The sequence below is a fragment of the Halobacillus litoralis genome (assembly GCF_004101865.1).
GTDB classification, from domain to species: Bacteria; Bacillota; Bacilli; order Bacillales; family Halobacillaceae; genus Halobacillus; species Halobacillus litoralis_A.
Genome location: NZ_CP026118.1, coordinates 3,514,261 through 3,534,388 on the forward strand (window position 1 = coordinate 3,514,261; position 20,128 = coordinate 3,534,388).

Below are 20,128 nucleotides of genomic sequence, written 5' to 3' on the forward strand. Positions count from 1 at the left end.
TAGTTGTTATGCTAAACTAGAGCTATCTTTGATAATAGAGGGGATGATTGTTTGAAAAAAATGAAAATCGGGCGAGCTTCATTGACCTGGCTTGAGGGGGGAGTTACCCATATGGATGGAGGAGCGATGTTCGGAGTAGTTCCTAAGCCTTTATGGAGTAAGAAGTACCCTGTGAATGAGCGTAATCAAATTGAGTTGAGAACGGATCCGATACTATTGGAAATTGATGGGAAGCGGTTGCTTGTCGATACAGGGATAGGTAACCAAAAGATGAATGAGAAGCTGAAGCGGAACTTCGGTGTATACGAAGAGTCAAAGGTAGAGGAGTGTTTAACAGAGTTAGGCTTGACTTGTGAGGACATCGATTTTGTTCTTATGACTCACCTCCATTTTGATCATGCTTGCGGATTGACGAAGTGGGATGGCGATCAGTTAGTTGCTGCTTTTCCTAATGCGGTGGTTTACACGAATGCCACTGAGTGGAATGAAATGAAAAATCCCAATATGCGTTCAAAAAATACTTATTGGGAAGCAAACTGGAAGCCGGTGGAAGAGCTCGTACATACATTTGAAGATTCAATAGAGATCTTACCTGGTCTCCGCATGATTCATACAAGTGGTCATAGTGATGGACATTCTATTATTGTTTTTGAGGATGAAGAGAATGTTTTCATCCATATGGCAGACCTTATGCCGACCCACGCGCACCAAAATGTCCTGTGGGCCCTTGCATATGATGATTTTCCAGTGACTTCTGTTCATGAAAAACAAAAGTGGATGAACTATGGCTATAATAGAAATGCCTGGTACGTTTTTTATCATGATGCTATTTACCGTGCAATGCGTTTTGACCAACAAGGAGAAATTGTAGAGAAGATAGAACAAGATAAACATATCTATGAAGAATGATGAAAGCCCCCCAGCTTTTTTACTGGGGGGCTTTCATATCTTATTATGCCGTTGTTTCAGCTACATCAACAATTGTACCTGTATCGGTATCAATGTAAAATTCAAATTGAGACGTTTCCCCGTCCTGATTCTTAGAAATACCTCCACGGTAAACATCATAATTAATGCCATTCTTGTTCAATTCTTCTGGCTTCATATAGATCCAAGATCCGCTGATCGGTCCTTGCTTTTTAAAAGCTTCTTTTGCAATCTTCAAAGCTTTTTCAGGGGTAACTCCCTGACCATTATTTAACTGTTCTTTGACAACATAGCCTGCTAATGCTCCTACACCAGCAGCTAGTGCGACTTTTTTCCAGTTCATAAAACAATCACCTCACAACTAATTTCTATCTTACATTATACTAAATATTCCCGTTAAAAGGAAATCAAAACTATATTAGGGTGGCAGATTTGTAGAAACCTTTTAAAAATTCCGTTAAAATGATAAAAGATGGACAAAAAGGAGATGTACATATGAATAAAGAAACGCAAAGTCTTTTCAAAACCTTGACGGAACTCCCCGGTGCTCCTGGTAATGAGCATATGGTTCGTCAATTCATGAAAGATGAACTGGAGAAGTATTCTGATGAGATTGTTCAAGACCGTTTAGGCGGTGTCTTCGGAATGAAAAATGGTAAGGGGCCAACAGTCATGGCGGCAGGTCATATGGATGAAGTCGGCTTTATGGTCACTCAAATAACCGAAAATGGAATGATCCGCTTTCAAACGTTGGGGGGCTGGTGGAGCCAGGTGATGCTTGCTCAGCGTGTACAAGTGATGACAGACAAAGGACCTATCGTGGGTGTCATCGGTTCGATACCACCTCATAATTTGACGCCAGAGCAAAGAAAGAAACCGATGGAAATCAAAAATATGCTGATAGATATCGGGGCTGATGACAAAGAAGACGCCAAAGCGATTGGTGTTAAGCCAGGACAGGCTATTGTCCCGATTTGCCCTTTCACACCTATGGCTAATGAAAAGAAAATCTTAGCTAAAGCTTGGGACAACAGGTATGGTTGTGGTCTTGCCATCGAACTATTGAAAGAGCTTGAAGGGATAGACACACCGAATAAACTGTATTCAGGAGCTACTGTACAAGAAGAGGTAGGACTGCGTGGTGCGCAAGTAGCTGCAAACATGATCAACCCCGATATCTTTTATGCTCTCGATGCTTCACCAGCTAATGACATGAGTGGTGACAAAAAAGAATTCGGACAATTAGGGAAGGGAGCACTTTTACGTATTCTTGATCGCTCTATGGTCACCCATCGCGGGATTAGAGAGTTCATCTTAGATACAGCGGAAACACATGACATTCCATACCAGTATTTTGTATCACAGGGCGGTACAGATGCAGGAAGAGTCCATATGGCGAATGATGGTGTGCCATCAGCTGTCGTAGGGATCAGTTCACGATATATTCATACATCTTCTTCTATCATTCATGTTGATGATTACGCAGCAGCGAAAGAGCTGCTCATTCATCTTGTGAAAACAACTGATCAGAATACGATCGATCAAATTAATAAGAATGTTTAATTCAACCAAAGTCACGTATGCTGATGTCAGCAGGCGTGACTTTGTGCTAGAATAGGAAATCATATAACCAAAAGAAGGCAAACCATTTTTTCTAAAAAGAGAACCTCTTATCAGTTTACCTTTTACAAGTCATCCATTCTCATTTGGGATACAGTCGATGAAGCTTTCTTGGATTCAATAATCTAACTAGATATCAGAAAGAGAAAGGTGCATGGTATATTGAAAATATATGTGGGTTCAAAAAACCCTACAAAAATCGCCTCTGTCAAACACGTATTCCCTGAAATGGAAGTTGTAGGAATTGAAGTTGAATCAAAAGTGGCTGCACAACCTTTCTCAGACGATGAAACACTAGAAGGGGCGATCAATCGCGCTCGTGAGTGTGCTTCGAATAATAAAACTCATTTAGGAATAGGGCTTGAAGGTGGAGTCATGGAAATTGAAGATGACCTTTATTTGTGTAATTGGGGAGCTTTAGTGGATTCGAAGGAAAATGTTTATACTGCCAGCGGGGCAAGAATCCTACTCCCGGATGACATTAAAGCTGACTTAGAAAAAGGGAAAGAACTAGGCGAGGTTATGGACATTTTCGCTGAAAAAGTTGAAGTAAGAAAAAATGAAGGAGCCATCGGTATTTTTACGAACGGTTTCATAGATCGTGAAGAAATGTTCACACATGTAGTGAAGCTGTTAAAAGGGCAATGGTTGTATGACCAATAAAAAAAGGATGCTCTAGTCAATTGGCTAGCAGCATCCTTTTGCTTTTACATTTATGTGTAAAGGTACTCTAACACCTCTACAGCCTGATCGATAGATTCGACTGTGACATCCGCTTGGTTTGATAACTCTTTAAGCGGGTGTACTAAGGTTTTTGGTCTTACCAAAATCAGTGGCTTGTGAAGTTGCACGGCCGCACTGGCATCCATTGCTGTATTCCATTGTTTATAGGATTCCCCAAAAAGAGCGATGACTGCATCTGATTTATGCAGAAGGACTTGTGTTCTGAAGTTGTTGATGCTTGAGGCGGCATCATCACGATACACTTTATCAGGCTGCTGGCCGAGGATGTTTTCTCCAATATCGTCTGATAGCTCGTGGTTTACTTGTGGACCTACAAAGTGGATCGGCAGGTCTTTTTTTGCTGCTTTTTCCTTCAGTTGGTTCCGCCAATCATCGTGAATCTGCCCCGCTAAGTATACAGTTAATTCCATTAAAACGCCTCCCGAATTATCCTTTTGATTTTAGTATGAAAGAGAAAATGTCTTCTGTCCAGACATCCACTCTTCAGTTGCAAGGGAATTGACAGGTTCCTATGATTAAATGATTTTTTTTAGAACGTATAAAAAATCCCCTCTTCTCTATGAGGAGGCTACTGAAGAACTGCAACTTTCTGAGTTATGCATCAAAGAAAAAAAGCCGAGTAGGACGGTTTTATCGTTCAACTCGGCTTCTTTGTTATGACGAGACATTCGAGCATTTACTCATCTATGAGCTTTAGTATTCGTTTGATATTGACGGTGAAGATCGCCGCCGGCCCTTGTACACTCAGAGTGATGTTCTTTTATAAATCAAAGAACATCACTCTTTTTAGATGGGCATCGTTACTTCCACGATGAGCGTTCGGTGGTGACGCCTGCGGCAACAGCGCGAGCCGAAGATCCACTTGGTAAAGTGATCTTCTTGACCAAGTTTAGCTGAGGCCGTGCCCGCGGCAAGCATCCACCGACAAGCGATTCGTGAGAAGCAACAACAAACATTAACCGCTCCTCTAGATTGATGAGGGTTTTTCAGCAGCCTCTCTATGAGGAGGGGGGAGGTATCAGGAAGATAACTTGTCTTCTTTAGTTGTTTCTTCGATTTTCAATTGCTCATCAGCAGAATCAAACTCACCTTGATCCTCTTCTTGTAAATGGTTATCTTCAACAATTAGTGAATGCAGTAGGGTTTCTTCATTGTCATACTCTTCTTCATCCTCATCCAAACTCCCTATATCTTCTGCTTGTTCTTTAATCGTAAATTGACTGATTTCAGCCGAAAGCTCTTGGGACAACCCTTGGAGGCCAGTAGCAGACTCGTGAACTTGTTCGATGGATAGTAACTGATTTTCACTTGATGCGGCGACTTCTTCTGCAGTAGCTACAGCTTCTTCTGATATGACACTGATACTATGGAGCCTTTCTTTTACCTCGTCATTCACTTTATCAACGCCATGTACAGCATCTTTCACTTGTATGATTTGCTCATTCATAAAGTGAACATGGTTGGCAATTCGGTTGAAAGCTTCTTTTGTGTGAGTGACGGCTTCATCCTGGGAAGTTTGGTAATGGTTGAATTTTTCTGCTTCTGTTGAAAGTGCAGACATTTGCTGAGCCATGTTTGCTACCATTTTTTGAATGCTTCGCGCTTCATTTTTTGAACGTTCAGCTAATTTTCTCACTTCATCTGCAACAACTGCAAATCCTTTGCCTGCTTCCCCTGCACGGGCAGATTCAATGGCCGCATTCAATGCAAGGAGATCTGTATTATCTGCTATATCCTCAATGGTGGCCACTACTTTATTTACTTCTTTGGACTGCTTGGAAGCAGTTTGTACTTCGTTCGCCATATGAGAGGCAAGTTCTATAAAAGCATTAGAGGTATGCTCTAGATCTGCCACAGTCCTTAAGCCTTCTTTGCCTTCTGATCTGGCTTCCCCTAACTTCACTTCAATCTCTTCAGTAGATCGTTTTGTGTGAGTGATGGCTTCGGATACCTCGTAGATGAATTGATTGGTCTCGTCAATTTTTTGCGCTTGTTCTTGGGAACCGGTGGCTACTTGGTTGATGGCATCGTTGACTTCTTGTGCTTGATTAGAGGTCTGATCAGAAATGTTTGCGAGTTGTTCTGATGATGTATTCAGAACCCCGGTCGCTTGCAGGACTTTCCGAACAGATTGCTCCATACGGTCAGCCATATGGTTGAATTGTCCTCCGAGTTCTGCCATTTCATCATTTGAATTTAAATTGACGCGGTGAGATAGATTTCCATCTCCGATAATCGTAGCACTTGTTTTAAGGCTGTCGATGGATTTTGAAATGGACCGAATGAGAAAGAAACCGGTAAGCAGCGTAATAAGAAGGACGACACCACCCAGTATGGCAAGCAAAATGGTGATCCATTGCTGTTGACTCTGCTGTTCTTCTAATATTGTTCCATTGATTTCTTCAGCAGCAACCATAACCTGGTTAACCTGATTTGATACTTCTGAAGCAATGGATTCAAAGGAAGATTTTATTGTCAATGCCTGGTTGAATGTACTGTCCATTGAATTGATGGTTTGTTCGTATTTTAATAAGGTCCTATTTAGAGTGGATGTCTGCTCACTAGTCAAATCGAGAGAGCCAGTCGTATTTCTGAAATCTTTGGCACTTGCTTTAAAAGTGGAGAGGTTTTCTGCATTTGAATCGTTTATGTATTCTTGTTCAGCTACTTTCAATTGCAGCAAAGCACTTTGCAAAGGAGGGCTTTCGACTTCAGCGATTACATTATTAAATTCTTCATATGAAGAATTAATGAATTTGTACATTCCTTCTTCATCGGAAAAGCCGACAAGTTTGTACATATTTACTAACGGTCCTAGTTCTTCTATGTAAAGTTGAGCTTGTTCATTGATTTTATTGAATTGGTCTCCAATTTCAGGGTAGCTGCTGTACTTTTGGGTGTAATCTGCTGAAGCCTTTTCAACCCGGTCAATAGCAGTTTGGATGGACTCTGCTTTCTCCTTGTCAGGATTATTGAAAAACCCTTGTTGCTCAAGGATAGTGGCGGTCATCAAGTATTTAATTTCTTCACTGTCTGCTAAAGATTGTTGGATGTGGTAGCTTTTGTCTGCCATAATTGCCTGTTTTTGAAAGAAGTAAGTAGAAAAACCAATAATAACAAGTAAACCTAATAATGATACGATTAAAATAAAACGAACCCGACCTCTGATCGATTTCATTCGACCCCTCCTCTGAAAAATTCACAAATTTCTTTATATACTGATTTATTATAGAACTTTTTGTCTAGTAAAACAATAGGAGATGCCGAAAGTGTTGTGGGCTTTTAGACTCATGATATGCCACTTTTGAATAATGTATTTACACATGTATGATTTGAGTGTAAGATGGAGTGCGGTAAGGTATGGGAGGGAAATTAATGAGGGAATTTTTAAAAAGAAAAGGTGTACATATATCGTTTCATGCCTATTTAATCACTGCTTTAAGCTACATGGCACTAGGGTTATTCTCTTCTCTTATCATCGGTTTAATAATCAAGACGATTGGAGAACAGACTAGTTTATGGTTGGTTTCAGAATCATTCATTGAAATGGGTACTTTAGCCATGGATACGAAAATTTGGGGAGGAGCTATTGGCGCCGCTATCGCGTATGGTCTGAAAGCACCCCCTCTTGTCATATTCGCAGCCTTATTCAGTGGAGCTTCAGGAGCTGAATTGGGCGGTCCAGCCGGTAGTTATATTGCGGCTTTGCTAGCAACGGAATTCGGAAAAATAGTGAGCAAGGAAACTAAAATAGATATTATTTTGACGCCATTTGCTACGATTATTGTAGGTTATACCGTCGGAGTATTGCTCGGGGCACCGATTGGTCAATTAATGACAGGTATCGGTGAAGTCATCAATTGGTCTACTCAACAGCAGCCATTTTTGATGGGGGTATTGGTGGCTGTGTTGATGGGGCTGGCTTTGACAGCCCCGATATCAAGTTTAGCGATTGCCTTGATGCTTTCCTTGGATGGAATAGCGGCTGGAGCGGCTACAGTAGGGTGTGCTGCCCAAATGGTCGGTTTTGCAACAATCAGCTATCGAGATAACGGATTCGGGGGGGCATTAGCACAAGGTATAGGAACTTCTATGCTTCAGGTGGCCAATGTGGTCAAAAAACCACTCATTATATTACCGCCTACTATAGCAGGAGCGATTCTGGCTCCTGTGGCTACAGTCTGGCTATCCCTCCAGAATAATGCAGCAGGAGCGGGAATGGGGACAAGTGGATTTGTTGGCCAAATTATGACTTTTGAATCTATGGGTTTTTCATGGGGAATCGTCATTACTATTCTGTTTCTCCATTTCATCGGACCCGCTGTCATCAGTTATATATTTGCTTATTGGTTCAGACGCAAAGGATGGATCCAACCTGGAGACATGAGGATTGAATATGATTGAACCTGTGCTAAAATAATTTCTGGAGGTGCAGCACATGATTACTTTAGAATCAGATCATCAATTGAAAAATCTTATTGAAAATGAATCCGTTATACTTTTATTCTCAGCTGATTGGTGTCCGGATTGCAGGGTGATTGAACCTTTCATTCCTGAATTAGAAGAGGATTATTCTGATTGGACATTCGTCTATGTCGATCGGGACCAATTCATACACGTATGTGCGGAAAATGATGTCTTCGGAATTCCTAGTTTTCTTGCTTTTAATGATGGAGAAGAAGTAGGACGATTTGTTAGTAAAGAAAGAAAAACAAAAGAAGAAATAGAAACGTTTCTTACAAAAGTGAGCAAATAAACACAAGCTGTGCGAAAAGCACAGCTTGTTTACTTTTTCTGCTATAGAATAGTGTGTATAATAGAATACGGTATAGTTAGAAGAAACGAGGAAAAGGACAAACTTCTTTCTTCCATCATAAAGGGGGAAAAAGAATGAAAATGACCAGTATTAAAATGAAGAAGAAGTTGGAAGATCGTCTGAAAAATGATCAATGGAAGACGACTTTCAATAGGGATAAAGATACTTTTAGAATTGAATGGATCGATTCAGGTGAAGGAATTACCATTACATTGCCTAACGTCATCTCAAAGTTCCAGGCTCGTGGAGAACCAGCTCTTGATGAGCTGGAGGATCATGTCCAGGAGGCACTGAGAGTGATGAATGAGACCCATCACTTAACGGGAAAAGAGCAGCATATCTTTCCTGTAATTCGCTCGGCATCTTTCCCTACAGAAACAGAACAAGGCAAAAAACTTATATATATAGACCACACCGCGGAAACAAGGGTGTATTACGCATTGGATCTCGGTAAATCTTATCAATTGATTGACGAAGAAATGCTTGAACGAGAAGGTTGGACACTTGGAAGAATTACTGAAGTGGCAGGGTTCAATGTACGTTCTCTTCCAGTGGAAATGAAAAAGGACAGCGTATATGGGAATGATTTTTATTTTCACTCCATGGGTGATGGTTATGACGCCAGCCGAATTCTGAATGAAGTTGTACTGGAAGAATTGAAAGCTGAATGTAAAGGCGAACTTGCCATCAGCATCCCTCATCAGGATGTCATCATTTTTGCGGACGTTCAAAATCCTGAGGGTTATGATATATTAGCTCAGATGGCAATGAAATTTTTCGCAGAAGGTACGGTTCCTGTTACCTCCTTATCTTTTCTTTATGAAGACAAGCAATTGGAACCGATATTCATCCTTGCCCAAAAGAAACCGAAAAAGGATCGAAAGGAAGAGTAGAAAATGGATGTGTATTATAACCGCAATGGAGTCGGTGACGTGTTGATTATCCCGATAAAACAGGGAGAGCAAGACACTTTTAAGAAAGAGGAGTATGGTGATGTTGTTAAAATCACTGATCGTAGAGATGGGTCATTGTTAGGATACAATATCTTTAATGCCTCAAAATATTTCGACTTGAAAGAACAAGGGAAAATGCGTATGACTGAAGAAATGCTGGCCCCTATCAAGAATTTGTTTACGAAAAACCAATTGGATGATGTCCTGGATTTCGACTTGGCGCCTAAATTTGTGGTTGGTTATGTGAAAGAGAAAGGCGCCCATGAAAATGCGGATAAACTGAGTGTGTGTCATGTCGATGTTGGGGAGGAATCCCTGCAGATTGTATGTGGTGCGCCGAATATTGAGCAAGGCCAAAAAGTAGTCGTAGCAAAAGTCGGGGCTGTTATGCCTGGTGGGATGGAAATCAAAGATGCTAAATTAAGAGGTGTTCCTTCCACAGGAATGATATGTTCAGCCAAAGAGTTGAATTTACCTGATGCTCCTCAGGAAAAGGGGATTTTAGTATTGGAAGATCATTATGAAGTGGGACAACCATTTGAATTCTAAATCCCTTGATGTTAAGCAAAGCAGTCTGACTGCTTTGCTTTTTTTGATTCAAAAGTCATTTTTAAAGGGATTGTAAACCAAACTCCTGTTGAAACCTGTTAAAATAGTGTTAACCAAGAGTATGATTCAAATTGGAAAAGAGAGTGAACGATATGTGGAAAGACTTAAAAAATAAAATGAAACAATGGTTTGAACCAGATGAAAATTCAGCAGAGCAACCGCTACAAAAAAAAGAAGAACGACATGAAGTCAATGCCAAAACTAAGATGACTTACAGATACCCGAAACAAGGAGAGTTCCGTTTTCCGGTTATACCGGACCAACCGAACAGGAATAGTGAGGATGGTAATGAAGATACCTCCCAGCATGAAAGTAGACCTCCAAGAAGGAAAAAGGCTGCCGAAGAACTGCCTAAAGTGGAAAGACAACAAAGGAGAAGGCCATCCCGGAAACAAGGGGATAGCCAGGCTCAACAGTTACCGGAAACGTCTTCTGTTCCTTTTACACCGACTGATGTCCCTTCACCGATTTATGGTTACCAGGCGAGGCAAATGACGAAGGGATTGGAAAAACTGGAATATGCTGTTGAAGAAGAGAGCAAGCCTGGTTTCTTTACAGATTCTAATGATGAAAAACAATGGCAAGATTTGAGAAAACGTTTAAGGGCTCGTGTTCAAGAGGGAGAAACTGCTTCGCAGAATAAAACGACAGCAGAGACACCGAGTGTCCATGAAATAGCAGAAGATGAAATGGGAAACCAAGAGGTTCACAAGGAAGAAGCAGCAAGCATCGAGGTAGATACTCAAGCTATGGATAGTCAGAAGACTATAAATGAGACCGTTTATGAACACCAAAAGGAAGAAACGGAAGAACTTCACACGTCCCCCCCTGTTATTGAAACTGAAGACTCAGTTGTAGAAGAAGCAGATCAAGAAGAGATAAAGGGGAGCAACGAGGCAAACGAAGAAACTGAACCATTTGATGAAGAAGTTACAGAAGAAAACGTTGAGATTGAAGAAACACCTATTCCTGAAGAAAAGGAAACTGGCAGGGAAGAGCTGCATCAGGAGGAAGAAGTGGAGAAGCCTAAAAGAGATGAAGAACCCGTCCAAGAAGATTCCACCCCGGTCCCTTCTAAAAGTGTTGAAGAACCAAACAAGCCAAAAGAAAAGAGAAGTGTTCCTTTCAATGTGCTTATGACCCCAAGGGATAAACGTACCAGGGACAATCAAAAAGACAGTATTCATAGGCCTCCAGAAAAAGAACAAAACCAAAATAAGGAACCAATGAGCCCAACAAAAGAAGAGACATCAGTTCCTGAGAAGCGGGTGGAATATCAAACCCCCCTTCATTTACTGGAAGATCCGTTACGTCCGAATTCTGATGATGATACATGGATAACACAACAAATGGAATTATTGGAAACGACTCTACGCCATTTCCACGTGCGTGCCAAAGTTGTCAATGCAATGAAGGGACCGACTGTCACTAGGTTTGAAGTTCAGCCGGAACCTGGTGTGAAAGTAAGTAAAATCACCAACCTGTCTGATGATATCAAATTAAGCATGGCAGCGAAGGATATCCGCATTGAAGCACCGATCCCTGGTAAACAGGCAGTAGGTATAGAGGTACCTAATCAACAATCGCAAATGGTCGGTCTCCAAGAGATTTTTGAAGCGGATGCGTTTCACTCGGATAAGTCTCCATTGTCTGTCGGTTTAGGGCTGGATATAGGCGGAGATGCGATTGTCACCAACTTGAAGAAGATGCCTCACGGTTTGATTGCAGGGGCTACAGGGTCTGGAAAAAGTGTGTGTATCAATACTATTTTGATCAGTTTATTATATAAAGCCCATCACGAGGATGTGAAGTTTCTGCTTATAGATCCTAAAATGGTTGAACTTGCACCTTATAATGACTTACCACACTTGGTTTCGCCGGTCATTACAGACGTCAAAGCAGCTACAACTGCATTGAAGTGGGCTGTCAAAGAGATGGAGGAACGTTACGAAAAGTTCGTTGAAGAAGGCGTACGTGATGTTGAGAAGTATAATGATAAAATGGTGAAACAGAACCGGACAACTGAAAAGATGCCATACTTAGTAATTGTCATTGATGAACTGGCCGATTTAATGATGGTTTCACCACAAGATGTAGAAGATGCGATTTGCCGAATTGCTCAGAAAGCGAGAGCTTGTGGCATTCATCTTCTTTTAGCTACACAGAGGCCTTCGGTGGATGTCATAACAGGCTTGATCAAAGCGAATATCCCGACACGGATAGCTTTCAGTGTTTCTTCACAAGTAGACTCAAGAACAATCATTGATTCAGGCGGAGCGGAGAAACTCTTAGGTAAAGGAGATATGTTGTTTGTAGAAAATGGATCAGGTCAACCACTAAGAATACAAGGTGCTTTTGTATCTGATGATGAAATCGAGCGTGTGACTAATTATGTAAAGAAAATAGCTCCTCCTCAATATTTGTTCCATCAGGAAGAACTGATGAAGCAAATATCTACAGAGGAAGACACTGATGTATTATTTGATGAGGCCGTAGCGTTTGTAGTGGATCAAAATGGGGCAAGTGCTTCTCTTATCCAACGCCGTTTCAAAGTAGGTTATAATCGGGCTGCACGTTTGATTGATCAAATGGAAGACTTCGGAATCATCTCAGAGCAGAAAGGAAGCAAGCCGAGGGATGTTTTATTGACCAAGCAGCAAATCCAGGAATTAATGGAGTAAAGAAGGTCGGATTGGGCGAAAGGCTTGTGCATTAGTCCTCAATTTTATATGATGGACTATGAATGATTTTCGAATTACAACGACCTCAATGTTTAAGGAGTAAAGACATGAAGGAAATAGCACGCAAATTAAATGGCGAAATCAGCCGATTGACTAATAAAACATTTAAATTTGATGAGCGGGTAGCCGAAGGTTGGTTTTCCGCTGTCTATTTTTTGAAAACACGTGATATTGTTGAGAATCATCTTCCTGATAATATAGTGACAATGCAGTTTTTCCAAAAAGATCATGCCGTATTGTGCGGAACTGATGAAGTGATTGCATTGATCCACACGTTTTCAGAAAATCCGGAAGAATTGGAGATTTACTCCCTTAAAGATGGGGACAGAATCAATCCGTATGAAACTGTACTCACGATTACCGGACCTTATCAATATTTTGGGTTTTTAGAAGGCATCATAGATGGAATTCTGGCCAGAAGAACGTCGGTGGCTACGAATGTTTATAATGTTGTAAAGGCTGCCCGTTCTTCAGGCAAACAAAAGCCCATCATCTTTATGGGAGACAGGGACGACCACTTCACTCAACAATCTGGAGATGGTTATTCAGCCTTCATCGGTGGGTCCACTGCCCAAGCCACTCATGCAATGAATGAATGGTGGGGGAAAGAAGGAATGGGAACGATGCCTCATGCCTTGATCCAGATGTTCAAAGGGGATGTGGTTGCTGCAACCAAAGCTTACCATGCGCAATTCCCTGACGATCAACTGATGGCCCTCGTGGACTACAATAATGATGTCATAACCGATTCGCTTGAAGTCGCCCGTGAATTCGGGGATGAGCTGAAAGGCGTCCGCTTAGACACCTCACGTAACCTGGTTGATAAGTATTTCTTGAGAAATCAACACCTGATGGGGACATTTGACCCAAGGGGTGTCAATCCGGAGCTCATTTTTGCATTAAGACGTGCTTTAGATAAAGAAGGTTTTCGGCATGTCAAAATCGTCGTCAGCGGTGGTTTTACAAAAGAACGTATACGTGCTTTTGAAGAGAAAAAAGTGCCTGTCGATATGTACGGAGTCGGTGGGAGCTTATTGAAAATCAGCATTGGTTTTACTGGAGATAACGTGTTGATCAATGGAGAACCAGAAGCTAAAGAAGGAAGACGTTATAAACACAACCCTCGTTTAGAATATGTGGAATATACAGAATCAGAAGAGTAATGATGTGATCAAAAGGCACGAGCGTCTTCTCGTTTGTGCTTTTTGAATCGTATGATATTCTTTTTCTCGGCCGTATTCCATGATAAGATAAGGCAATGCAAAAGCCACGATGTTTAACAACTTGAAGTTTAAATCGCATATTGAGAAATGTTACATATACTATACTTAAAGTGACCCACTTTATTTTGGAGGTTCTTGTTTATGACAACTTACCATTTTATTGGTATCAAAGGAACAGGAATGAGTTCGCTTGCCCAGATTCTCCATGATTCTGGTGAGAAGGTTCAAGGATCAGATGTAGAAAAGCGTTTTTTTACCCAGGAAGTTTTAGAAGCTAAAAATATAGAGATTATGCCTTTTTCTAAAGAAAACATTACAGAAGGATTGACGATTATCGCTGGTAATGCTTTTAGTGATGATCATGAAGAAATTAAAGAAGCAAAAGAGCAGGGTCTTCCATTTTACCGATATCATGAATTCTTAGGTGAATGGCTAAATAAATATACAAGCATTGCAGTAACAGGTGCTCATGGCAAGACCTCAACGACTGGTTTGTTAGCTCATGTCCTTTCTGAAAATTACCCGACCTCTTTTTTAATCGGTGATGGTACAGGGAAAGGGCATGAAGATGGTCAATACTTCGCTTTTGAAGCGTGTGAATATCGTCGTCATTTCCTTTCCTATGAACCCGACTATGCCATCATGACTAATATAGACTTTGACCACCCGGATTATTTCACAAGTATTGAGGATGTATTTCAAGCCTTTCAAGAGATGGCAAAACGAGTCAAGAAGGGCATCATCGCATGTGGTGATGATGAGCATTTGCAGCACATCCAGGCAAATGTCCCCGTCTTATATTATGGATTAGCTGATACCAATGATTTTCAAGCACAAAATGTTCGGGAAAGCTCAGAGGGAACTACATTCGATGTTTTTGTCCGTAATAATTACTATGAATCTTTCACGATTCCTCAATATGGTAACCACACAGTACTGAATGCATTAAGTGTAATTGCTCTTTGTCACTACGAAAATATGAAGCCTGAAGAAATCCAACAACTTTCGACATTTAAAGGTGTAAAACGTAGGTTTACAGAGACAACATGGCAAGATCAAATTTTAGTAGACGATTATGCACATCACCCGATTGAAATTACGGCTACGATTGATTCTGCTCGAAAAAAATACCCGGAACGCCCGGTGGTTGCAATCTTCCAACCCCATACATTTACGAGGACAAAAACATTTTTGCATGAATTTGCGGATAGTTTAAAGGAAGCGGATTATGTGTACCTTTGTGACATATTCGGTTCAGCCAGAGAGAACGAAGGAAAACTTACCATTGATCATCTCCAGGAGTTGATACCGGAATCCAGACTCTTACAATTAGAAGACACAGAACAACTAGCCTCTTATAAAGATGGTGTCTTATTATTTATGGGGGCTGGGGATATCCAGAAATTCCAGGAAGCTTATGAAAAAAAGAATGAATAAAGGGAAGTGCGGCTTGAAGGTGGTAAGCCGCACTTTTTCTCGGAAATTATAGAAAAACATAAATATAAAAAGGGATTTTTCGGCATAATAGCGAATATGTCCATTTAAAGTAACCTTCACGTTTAGAAATGTCCCTTTTAGGGTATAAACTAAAATGTGTTGATTACATAAGAAGGAGTGTGCAGGGGGAATGATTATAATACTTTACATTGCTGCATTAATCGCAGCAGTGGCTTTTGCTGTTCTTGTCATTTTCTTGGCGAGGACACTGACGGCCGTGCGCCGAACTATGAACAACGTTGCTGACACTCTTGAAGGTGTGGAGAAACAAATGGAAGGCATCACCCTAGAGACGACAGCTCTCTTGAATAAGACTAATAAATTGGCTGAAGATGTTGGCGACAAATCCCAAAAGCTAAATACTTTAGTCGATGGTGTCAAAGGTATTGGGGATTCTGTTCAAGAGTTCAATCAATCGATCCGCTCCGTATCAAGAGGTCTTACACAATCCGCTAACGAAAATACGGATACGGCAGCTCAAGCCATGAAGTGGGGGCAAGTAGCCATCAATTTATGGAAAAAGGCAAAGAAAGAAGATATTAAATCCTAAGGAGGAATTGATTATGAGTCAACAAAACAATTCACAGAACAATGGACAAAACAACGGAAATGGAAGAGATTTTGTACTGGGTTCTTTAATCGGCGGCTTGGTCGGTGCAGCAGTAGCCTTATTGTATGCTCCGAAATCCGGTCGTGAATTGCGTGAAAACATCAACCATAGTTCGACTGAATGGAAAGAAAGAGCAGGCGAATGGAAAGATGTCGCTTATGAAAAAAGCGGGGAGTGGAAGAATCGCGCTGTAGAGTCTTCTTCTCAACTATCTAAAAACGTTTCTGAAAAATCTCAAGAGTTCAGTGGAAGAGTCAAAGATAAAGTGAAGAACTTCCGTACGAATGAAGAGGATGAAGCTGAACAAGCAGCTCAGGAAGTTGCTGAAGCGATCGAGGAAGCGGCACAAGAGCTTGAAAAACAGCAGGATTCAACGACATCATCTAATCTATAATAAAAGAAATGATGGAGGCATTTCCTGCCTCCATCATTTTTCTTCTTTGGAGGGTCTGTTTTGAAAATTGAAGTCATCAGCTCAATTGAAGAATTTGAAAGTATTTTAGAAACTAATTCTGAGTTTTTTTTATTGAAGCATAGTTTAACATGCCCCATCAGTGGTGCTGCGAACATGCAGTACGAGCATTTCAGTGAAGATGCAACGGTACCGTGCTACACCCTTTACGTACAGGAGAGTCGGCCTTTAGCCAATCATATCGCTGAGGTTTTCAGTATCCGCCATGAGTCCCCGCAAGTGTTGCATTTTAGTAATGGAAAGATCGTTTGGCATGAGAGCCATGGCGCGATTACAACCCAACGCTTAAAAGAGGCATGAAACATAATACTGAGAGCATAGAAAGACACACGATATAAGCGTGTGTCTTTTTGTTTAGGAATACTTTGCTGTATAAAGCCTGTTCCCCAGTACACTCATAAAATTTTTGCAAAATGGAAGTTCGGTTTCACGTGACGTGGGTCCTTAAGTTTGTCGAGGCTGAACAAGGTGATTTCGATATAAAGTATACGCTTCTAGACTACTTTTTTTGCAATACGTAGATGGTCTCCAGAGAAGATTGCCGTATGGAAGGAGACTTCATCATCATTACGATAAAGCTGAAAAGGTTGCGGTACCTTCTCCAAATCAACATCAACATATTTAAATATATCCTGAAAGATAAAGCCTTGTTTTCCGATCTTTTGTGTCATCAAAAAGTCGTCAGGGAATATATAAGCATCCTCACTAAGAGTTGTATCATTCTTCAAAATCTCATACCTGATGTTTTTTAGTGTAATTAATTCGTCTTCAAAAAAAACATCTATTTCCTCCCGGCAGTTTATATCATTATACTTCAATATATCCAGGAGGGATAAAGGATACTGAACCGGTCTTTCGATTCGATCCCCGTCTGAGACCCTATCTTCATCGAGAGCTGGCACACCATTTAGGACTAAGGTTTCTTCCTTAGAAGGAAAAGGGTAACTTTGGTTATCGATATAAACACTCGGACGCTCGAAGGTTTCCTCCCATACACCTAACCTGAAAAAAACTTCTTTACAATCCCGCACTTTACGTAATGGAAAATAATGAATAATGTCATGATCTTCGATTTTCTGGTCGGAATTTGCGATTTGCTCATTAATAAACACACACGGGTCGGTTAACAGGTAAAGGCATCCCTCATAATGGAATTGCAAAGGTGTCAATTGATTGATTAAATCTTTCACGGTGACGATAGGTCCTTTTCCATCTGCTCCTTTTTCCACATGAATGACATCCCCATGGTGGATAGGGGTATCCAAGGAAGCTTGTGCACCATTTAATTTGATAATGGGAGGGTTACCATATGTACCTTTTAATGTTTGTGAGACACCGTTGACCTCTATAATGGAGGCATGACCTGGTTTACCGTACAACTTTTTTATATCTATTCCAGCTGTCAATAAACTGTCTCCTAGGGTAAGTGTATTTATATCGAATAGACGTATCGTGCGATCATTTACTTTCAGGCTTATGTATTGAATCGGATTTTGCTTGGCGGCAATGGCAATCCCTAATGGTGTGACAAAAGATGGGCCTTTAGGCAATTGGTCTTTTTGAGTTAAGTTTTGTATGGCTTCCGTTCCTCGTATAGCGACACGGCTTTCTGAGAGCCCAAGTTTCTTTGCGATGAAGGTGGTAATTTCCGGTGTTTGACTCCCCCCGCCGACAAGCATCACTGCCTTCGGTGGTTTTCCGTTCAATAGAATGATTTCATGGGTAATCTTTTCTGCCAGATGGTCAATTGAAGAGTGGATTTGGTTTATGACTTCTTCGTATTCGAGTTTGTGTTCAAAACCGAGAATATCTGTAATTGATACTTCATTCCTTTCAGATAACTCACGTTTTGCCTTTTCGGCTAATGGAAAGTCAAGCAAATATTCATCACTGATAGCTTCAGTGATCTCGTCTCCGGCAGAGGGGACCATCCCGTAGGCAGATATTGTTCCGTCTGCAGTAATCGCTATATCACTTGTGCCAGCACCTATATCTACAAGCGCAACATTAAGCCTTCTCATGGACGTAGGAATTAATACTTGAATTGCGGCGATAGGCTCAAGTGTCAGAGCTTCCATTTCCAAGTCTGCTCGTTGCAAAGCAGAAAGGAGTGATTCGACGACAACCTTAGGAAGAAATGTCGCAATGATTTCAACTGTTGTTTCCTCTCCCTGCTGATCAATCAGTGATCCGATGGGGTGACCATCCAAATAGTAATGTAATACTGAATAACCTACACAGTAATAATGGGAGTGGTCCTCTTCATTCGTTTCTTTGGCTAACTCTACCTGTGCTTGTTGGACAGCCGATAATTCGATATGAGAAACCATTTCATCATCTATTAGGGGCTGATCTTTGATGGATGTGGAAATACTTGAGCGTTTGGTCTTCAGAGCCCTTCCTGCTGCTGCCACGCATACACTCTTTAATGGCCCATATTTCTTTTCCAACTCTACTTTTACTTTATTAATAATATCTGCTACCAAGCGTATATCGTGAATTTGCCCATCAAGCATCGATCGTTCCTGATGCTCTATTGTCAAATGATCCAGTAGATGGAAATCATCATCTTCTTGTTCTAATATGAGTCCAACGATTGAGCGTGTGCCGATATCAAGGGCGAAAATTTTCTCATTCATTCGCTTATGTACCTCCGATAAATCAAACTTTTTCTACAAATATTTATGAAATCTCTCACTAGGGGTGACAACATTAAAAAAATTAGCTATAATTGTCCCTAATTATCTAAAATGTATCACAATTTATCTTAACATTAAATCTTTGTAGGGGGACGAACAAATGAGTAATCAAAAACTTGACCACTTGCGCAGCCAATTAGATGATGTAAATTTACAGCTTCTGAATTTAATCAATAAACGCGGTGATTTGGTAAAGGAAATTGGTCAAATCAAAGAACATCAGGGGATGAATCGCTTTGACCCAGTAAGGGAAAGAGCGATGCTTGATCAACTATCGAAGCATAATGATGGACCATTCGAAGACTCGACTGTTGTTCACTTATTCAAAGAAATCTTCAAGGCGGCATTAGAGCTTCAAGAAGATGACCACCGAAAAGCCTTGCTTGTATCAAGGAAGAAGAAGCCGGAAGATACGGTAGTAGATATCAAAGGAGAACGAGTAGGTGACGGCAATACTCATTTCATTATGGGACCGTGTTCAGTTGAAAGCTATGAGCAAGTGTCTACAGTAGCTAAAGCTGTCAAAGGGCAGGGACTGAAGCTATTACGTGGAGGAGCTTTCAAACCACGGACTTCTCCTTATGATTTCCAGGGTTTGGGGATAGAAGGTTTGAAAATGCTGAAACAAGCAGCGGATGAGCAAGATCTCGCTGTGGTAAGTGAAATTGTAAATCCTGCAGATTTGGAAGAAGCTCTGGAATATCTCGATGTCATCCAAATCGGAGCCCGGAATATGCAGAACTTTGAGCTGCTTAAGGCAGCAGGTTCAGTAAACAAACCCGTGTTATTGAAGCGTGGAATGTCTGCGACCATTTCAGAATTCATCAACGCGGCAGAGTACATCATTTCACGAGGGAATGAAAACATTATCCTTTGCGAACGTGGAATCCGAACGTATGAAAAAGCGACTAGAAACACGTTGGACATCTCTTCTGTACCGATTTTAAAACAAGAAACACACTTGCCTGTAATGGTTGATGTGACCCACTCTACAGGCAGAAGAGACTTATTGCTGCCTGCTGCCAAAGCAGCTATCGCTATCGGAGCCGATGGTGTTATGGCTGAGGTTCACCCTGATCCAGCTGTCGCTTTATCTGATTCGGCACAGCAAATGGATATACCGACGTTCCAGTCCTTCATGGAAGAGTTAACAAAATAAATTATTTGTGATAAGTTAGGCTGGAATTCCAGCCTAACTTATTTTTTAGTACAATTTT

18 protein-coding genes are annotated in these 20,128 nt (G+C 41.0%); 14 read left to right on the plus strand and 4 right to left on the minus strand.

Annotation, left to right across the window (positions count from 1 at the left end; genetic code table 11):
- Positions 1-51: 51 nt before the first annotated feature.
- Positions 52-909: a YtnP family quorum-quenching lactonase gene (locus tag HLI_RS17370; RefSeq protein ID WP_128526171.1), complete on the plus strand. Its 858-nt coding sequence runs from the start codon at positions 52-54 to the stop codon at positions 907-909.
- 43 nt (positions 910-952) lie between these two features.
- On the opposite strand, the gene HLI_RS17375 is transcribed toward HLI_RS17370, so the two are convergent.
- Positions 953-1,270: a PepSY domain-containing protein gene (locus tag HLI_RS17375; RefSeq protein ID WP_128526172.1), complete on the minus strand. Its 318-nt coding sequence runs from the start codon at positions 1,268-1,270 to the stop codon at positions 953-955.
- Positions 1,271-1,422: 152 nt separating this feature from the next.
- Between HLI_RS17375 and HLI_RS17380 the strand changes: the two genes are divergently transcribed.
- Both HLI_RS17380 and HLI_RS17385 read left to right on the plus strand, forming a co-directional pair.
- On the plus strand, positions 1,423-2,490 hold the full coding sequence (locus HLI_RS17380) for a M42 family metallopeptidase (protein WP_128526173.1): 1,068 nt from the start codon (positions 1,423-1,425) through the stop codon (positions 2,488-2,490).
- Positions 2,491-2,709: 219 nt separating this feature from the next.
- A complete protein-coding gene (locus HLI_RS17385; protein WP_128526174.1) occupies positions 2,710-3,210 on the plus strand; it encodes a DUF84 family protein in 501 nt (166 codons plus the stop codon).
- A gap of 50 nt (positions 3,211-3,260) precedes the next feature.
- On the opposite strand, the gene HLI_RS17390 is transcribed toward HLI_RS17385, so the two are convergent.
- Together HLI_RS17390 and HLI_RS17395 are read right to left on the minus strand one after the other, a co-directional pair.
- A complete protein-coding gene (locus tag HLI_RS17390; RefSeq protein WP_128526175.1) occupies positions 3,261-3,701 on the minus strand; it encodes a YtoQ family protein in 441 nt (146 codons plus the stop codon).
- Between the two features lie 608 nt (positions 3,702-4,309).
- The gene (locus HLI_RS17395) at positions 4,310-6,469 is read right to left on the minus strand and encodes a methyl-accepting chemotaxis protein (RefSeq protein WP_128526176.1); all 2,160 of its coding nucleotides are present in this window, start codon (positions 6,467-6,469) and stop codon (positions 4,310-4,312) included.
- 197 nt (positions 6,470-6,666) lie between these two features.
- Between HLI_RS17395 and HLI_RS17400 the strand changes: the two genes are divergently transcribed.
- The 10 genes from HLI_RS17400 to ytxJ all read left to right on the plus strand — a co-directional run bounded on the left by HLI_RS17400 (position 6,667) and on the right by ytxJ (position 16,512).
- Entirely contained in the window at positions 6,667-7,695 is a 1,029-nt protein-coding gene (locus tag HLI_RS17400; protein ID WP_128526177.1) for a PTS sugar transporter subunit IIC, read from the plus strand.
- A gap of 34 nt (positions 7,696-7,729) precedes the next feature.
- Positions 7,730-8,047 carry a thioredoxin family protein gene (locus tag HLI_RS17405; protein WP_128526178.1) on the plus strand — a complete coding sequence of 106 codons (318 nt, stop codon included), beginning with the start codon at positions 7,730-7,732 and terminating at the stop codon, positions 8,045-8,047.
- Positions 8,048-8,181: 134 nt separating this feature from the next.
- Positions 8,182-9,000, plus strand: a complete 819-nt coding sequence (locus HLI_RS17410) for a DUF1444 domain-containing protein (RefSeq protein WP_128526179.1) — start codon at positions 8,182-8,184, stop codon at positions 8,998-9,000.
- 3 nt (positions 9,001-9,003) lie between these two features.
- The gene (ytpR, locus tag HLI_RS17415) at positions 9,004-9,609 is read left to right on the plus strand and encodes a YtpR family tRNA-binding protein (RefSeq protein ID WP_128526180.1); all 606 of its coding nucleotides are present in this window, start codon (positions 9,004-9,006) and stop codon (positions 9,607-9,609) included.
- A gap of 152 nt (positions 9,610-9,761) precedes the next feature.
- A complete protein-coding gene (locus HLI_RS17420) occupies positions 9,762-12,350 on the plus strand; it encodes a DNA translocase FtsK (RefSeq protein ID WP_128526181.1) in 2,589 nt (862 codons plus the stop codon).
- A 107-nt stretch (positions 12,351-12,457) separates the two neighbouring features.
- Positions 12,458-13,573 (plus strand): nicotinate phosphoribosyltransferase, encoded by a 1,116-nt coding sequence (locus tag HLI_RS17425; RefSeq protein WP_128526182.1) that lies wholly within the window; start codon positions 12,458-12,460, stop codon positions 13,571-13,573.
- A gap of 201 nt (positions 13,574-13,774) precedes the next feature.
- Positions 13,775-15,070: a UDP-N-acetylmuramate--L-alanine ligase gene (gene murC / locus HLI_RS17430; protein WP_128526183.1), complete on the plus strand. Its 1,296-nt coding sequence runs from the start codon at positions 13,775-13,777 to the stop codon at positions 15,068-15,070.
- 190 nt (positions 15,071-15,260) lie between these two features.
- Positions 15,261-15,680: a DUF948 domain-containing protein gene (locus HLI_RS17435; protein WP_128526184.1), complete on the plus strand. Its 420-nt coding sequence runs from the start codon at positions 15,261-15,263 to the stop codon at positions 15,678-15,680.
- A 13-nt stretch (positions 15,681-15,693) separates the two neighbouring features.
- Positions 15,694-16,134: a YtxH domain-containing protein gene (locus HLI_RS17440; protein WP_128526185.1), complete on the plus strand. Its 441-nt coding sequence runs from the start codon at positions 15,694-15,696 to the stop codon at positions 16,132-16,134.
- Positions 16,135-16,194: 60 nt separating this feature from the next.
- Entirely contained in the window at positions 16,195-16,512 is a 318-nt protein-coding gene (ytxJ, locus tag HLI_RS17445) for a bacillithiol system redox-active protein YtxJ (RefSeq protein WP_128526186.1), read from the plus strand.
- Positions 16,513-16,706: 194 nt separating this feature from the next.
- On the opposite strand, the gene HLI_RS17450 is transcribed toward ytxJ, so the two are convergent.
- A complete protein-coding gene (locus tag HLI_RS17450; RefSeq protein ID WP_128526187.1) occupies positions 16,707-18,851 on the minus strand; it encodes a cell division protein FtsA in 2,145 nt (714 codons plus the stop codon).
- Positions 18,852-19,011: 160 nt separating this feature from the next.
- Here HLI_RS17450 and HLI_RS17455 point away from each other — a divergent pair, with 160 nt between their 5' ends.
- Positions 19,012-20,070 carry a bifunctional 3-deoxy-7-phosphoheptulonate synthase/chorismate mutase gene (locus tag HLI_RS17455; protein WP_128526188.1) on the plus strand — a complete coding sequence of 353 codons (1,059 nt, stop codon included), beginning with the start codon at positions 19,012-19,014 and terminating at the stop codon, positions 20,068-20,070.
- Positions 20,071-20,128: the final 58 nt, after the last annotated feature.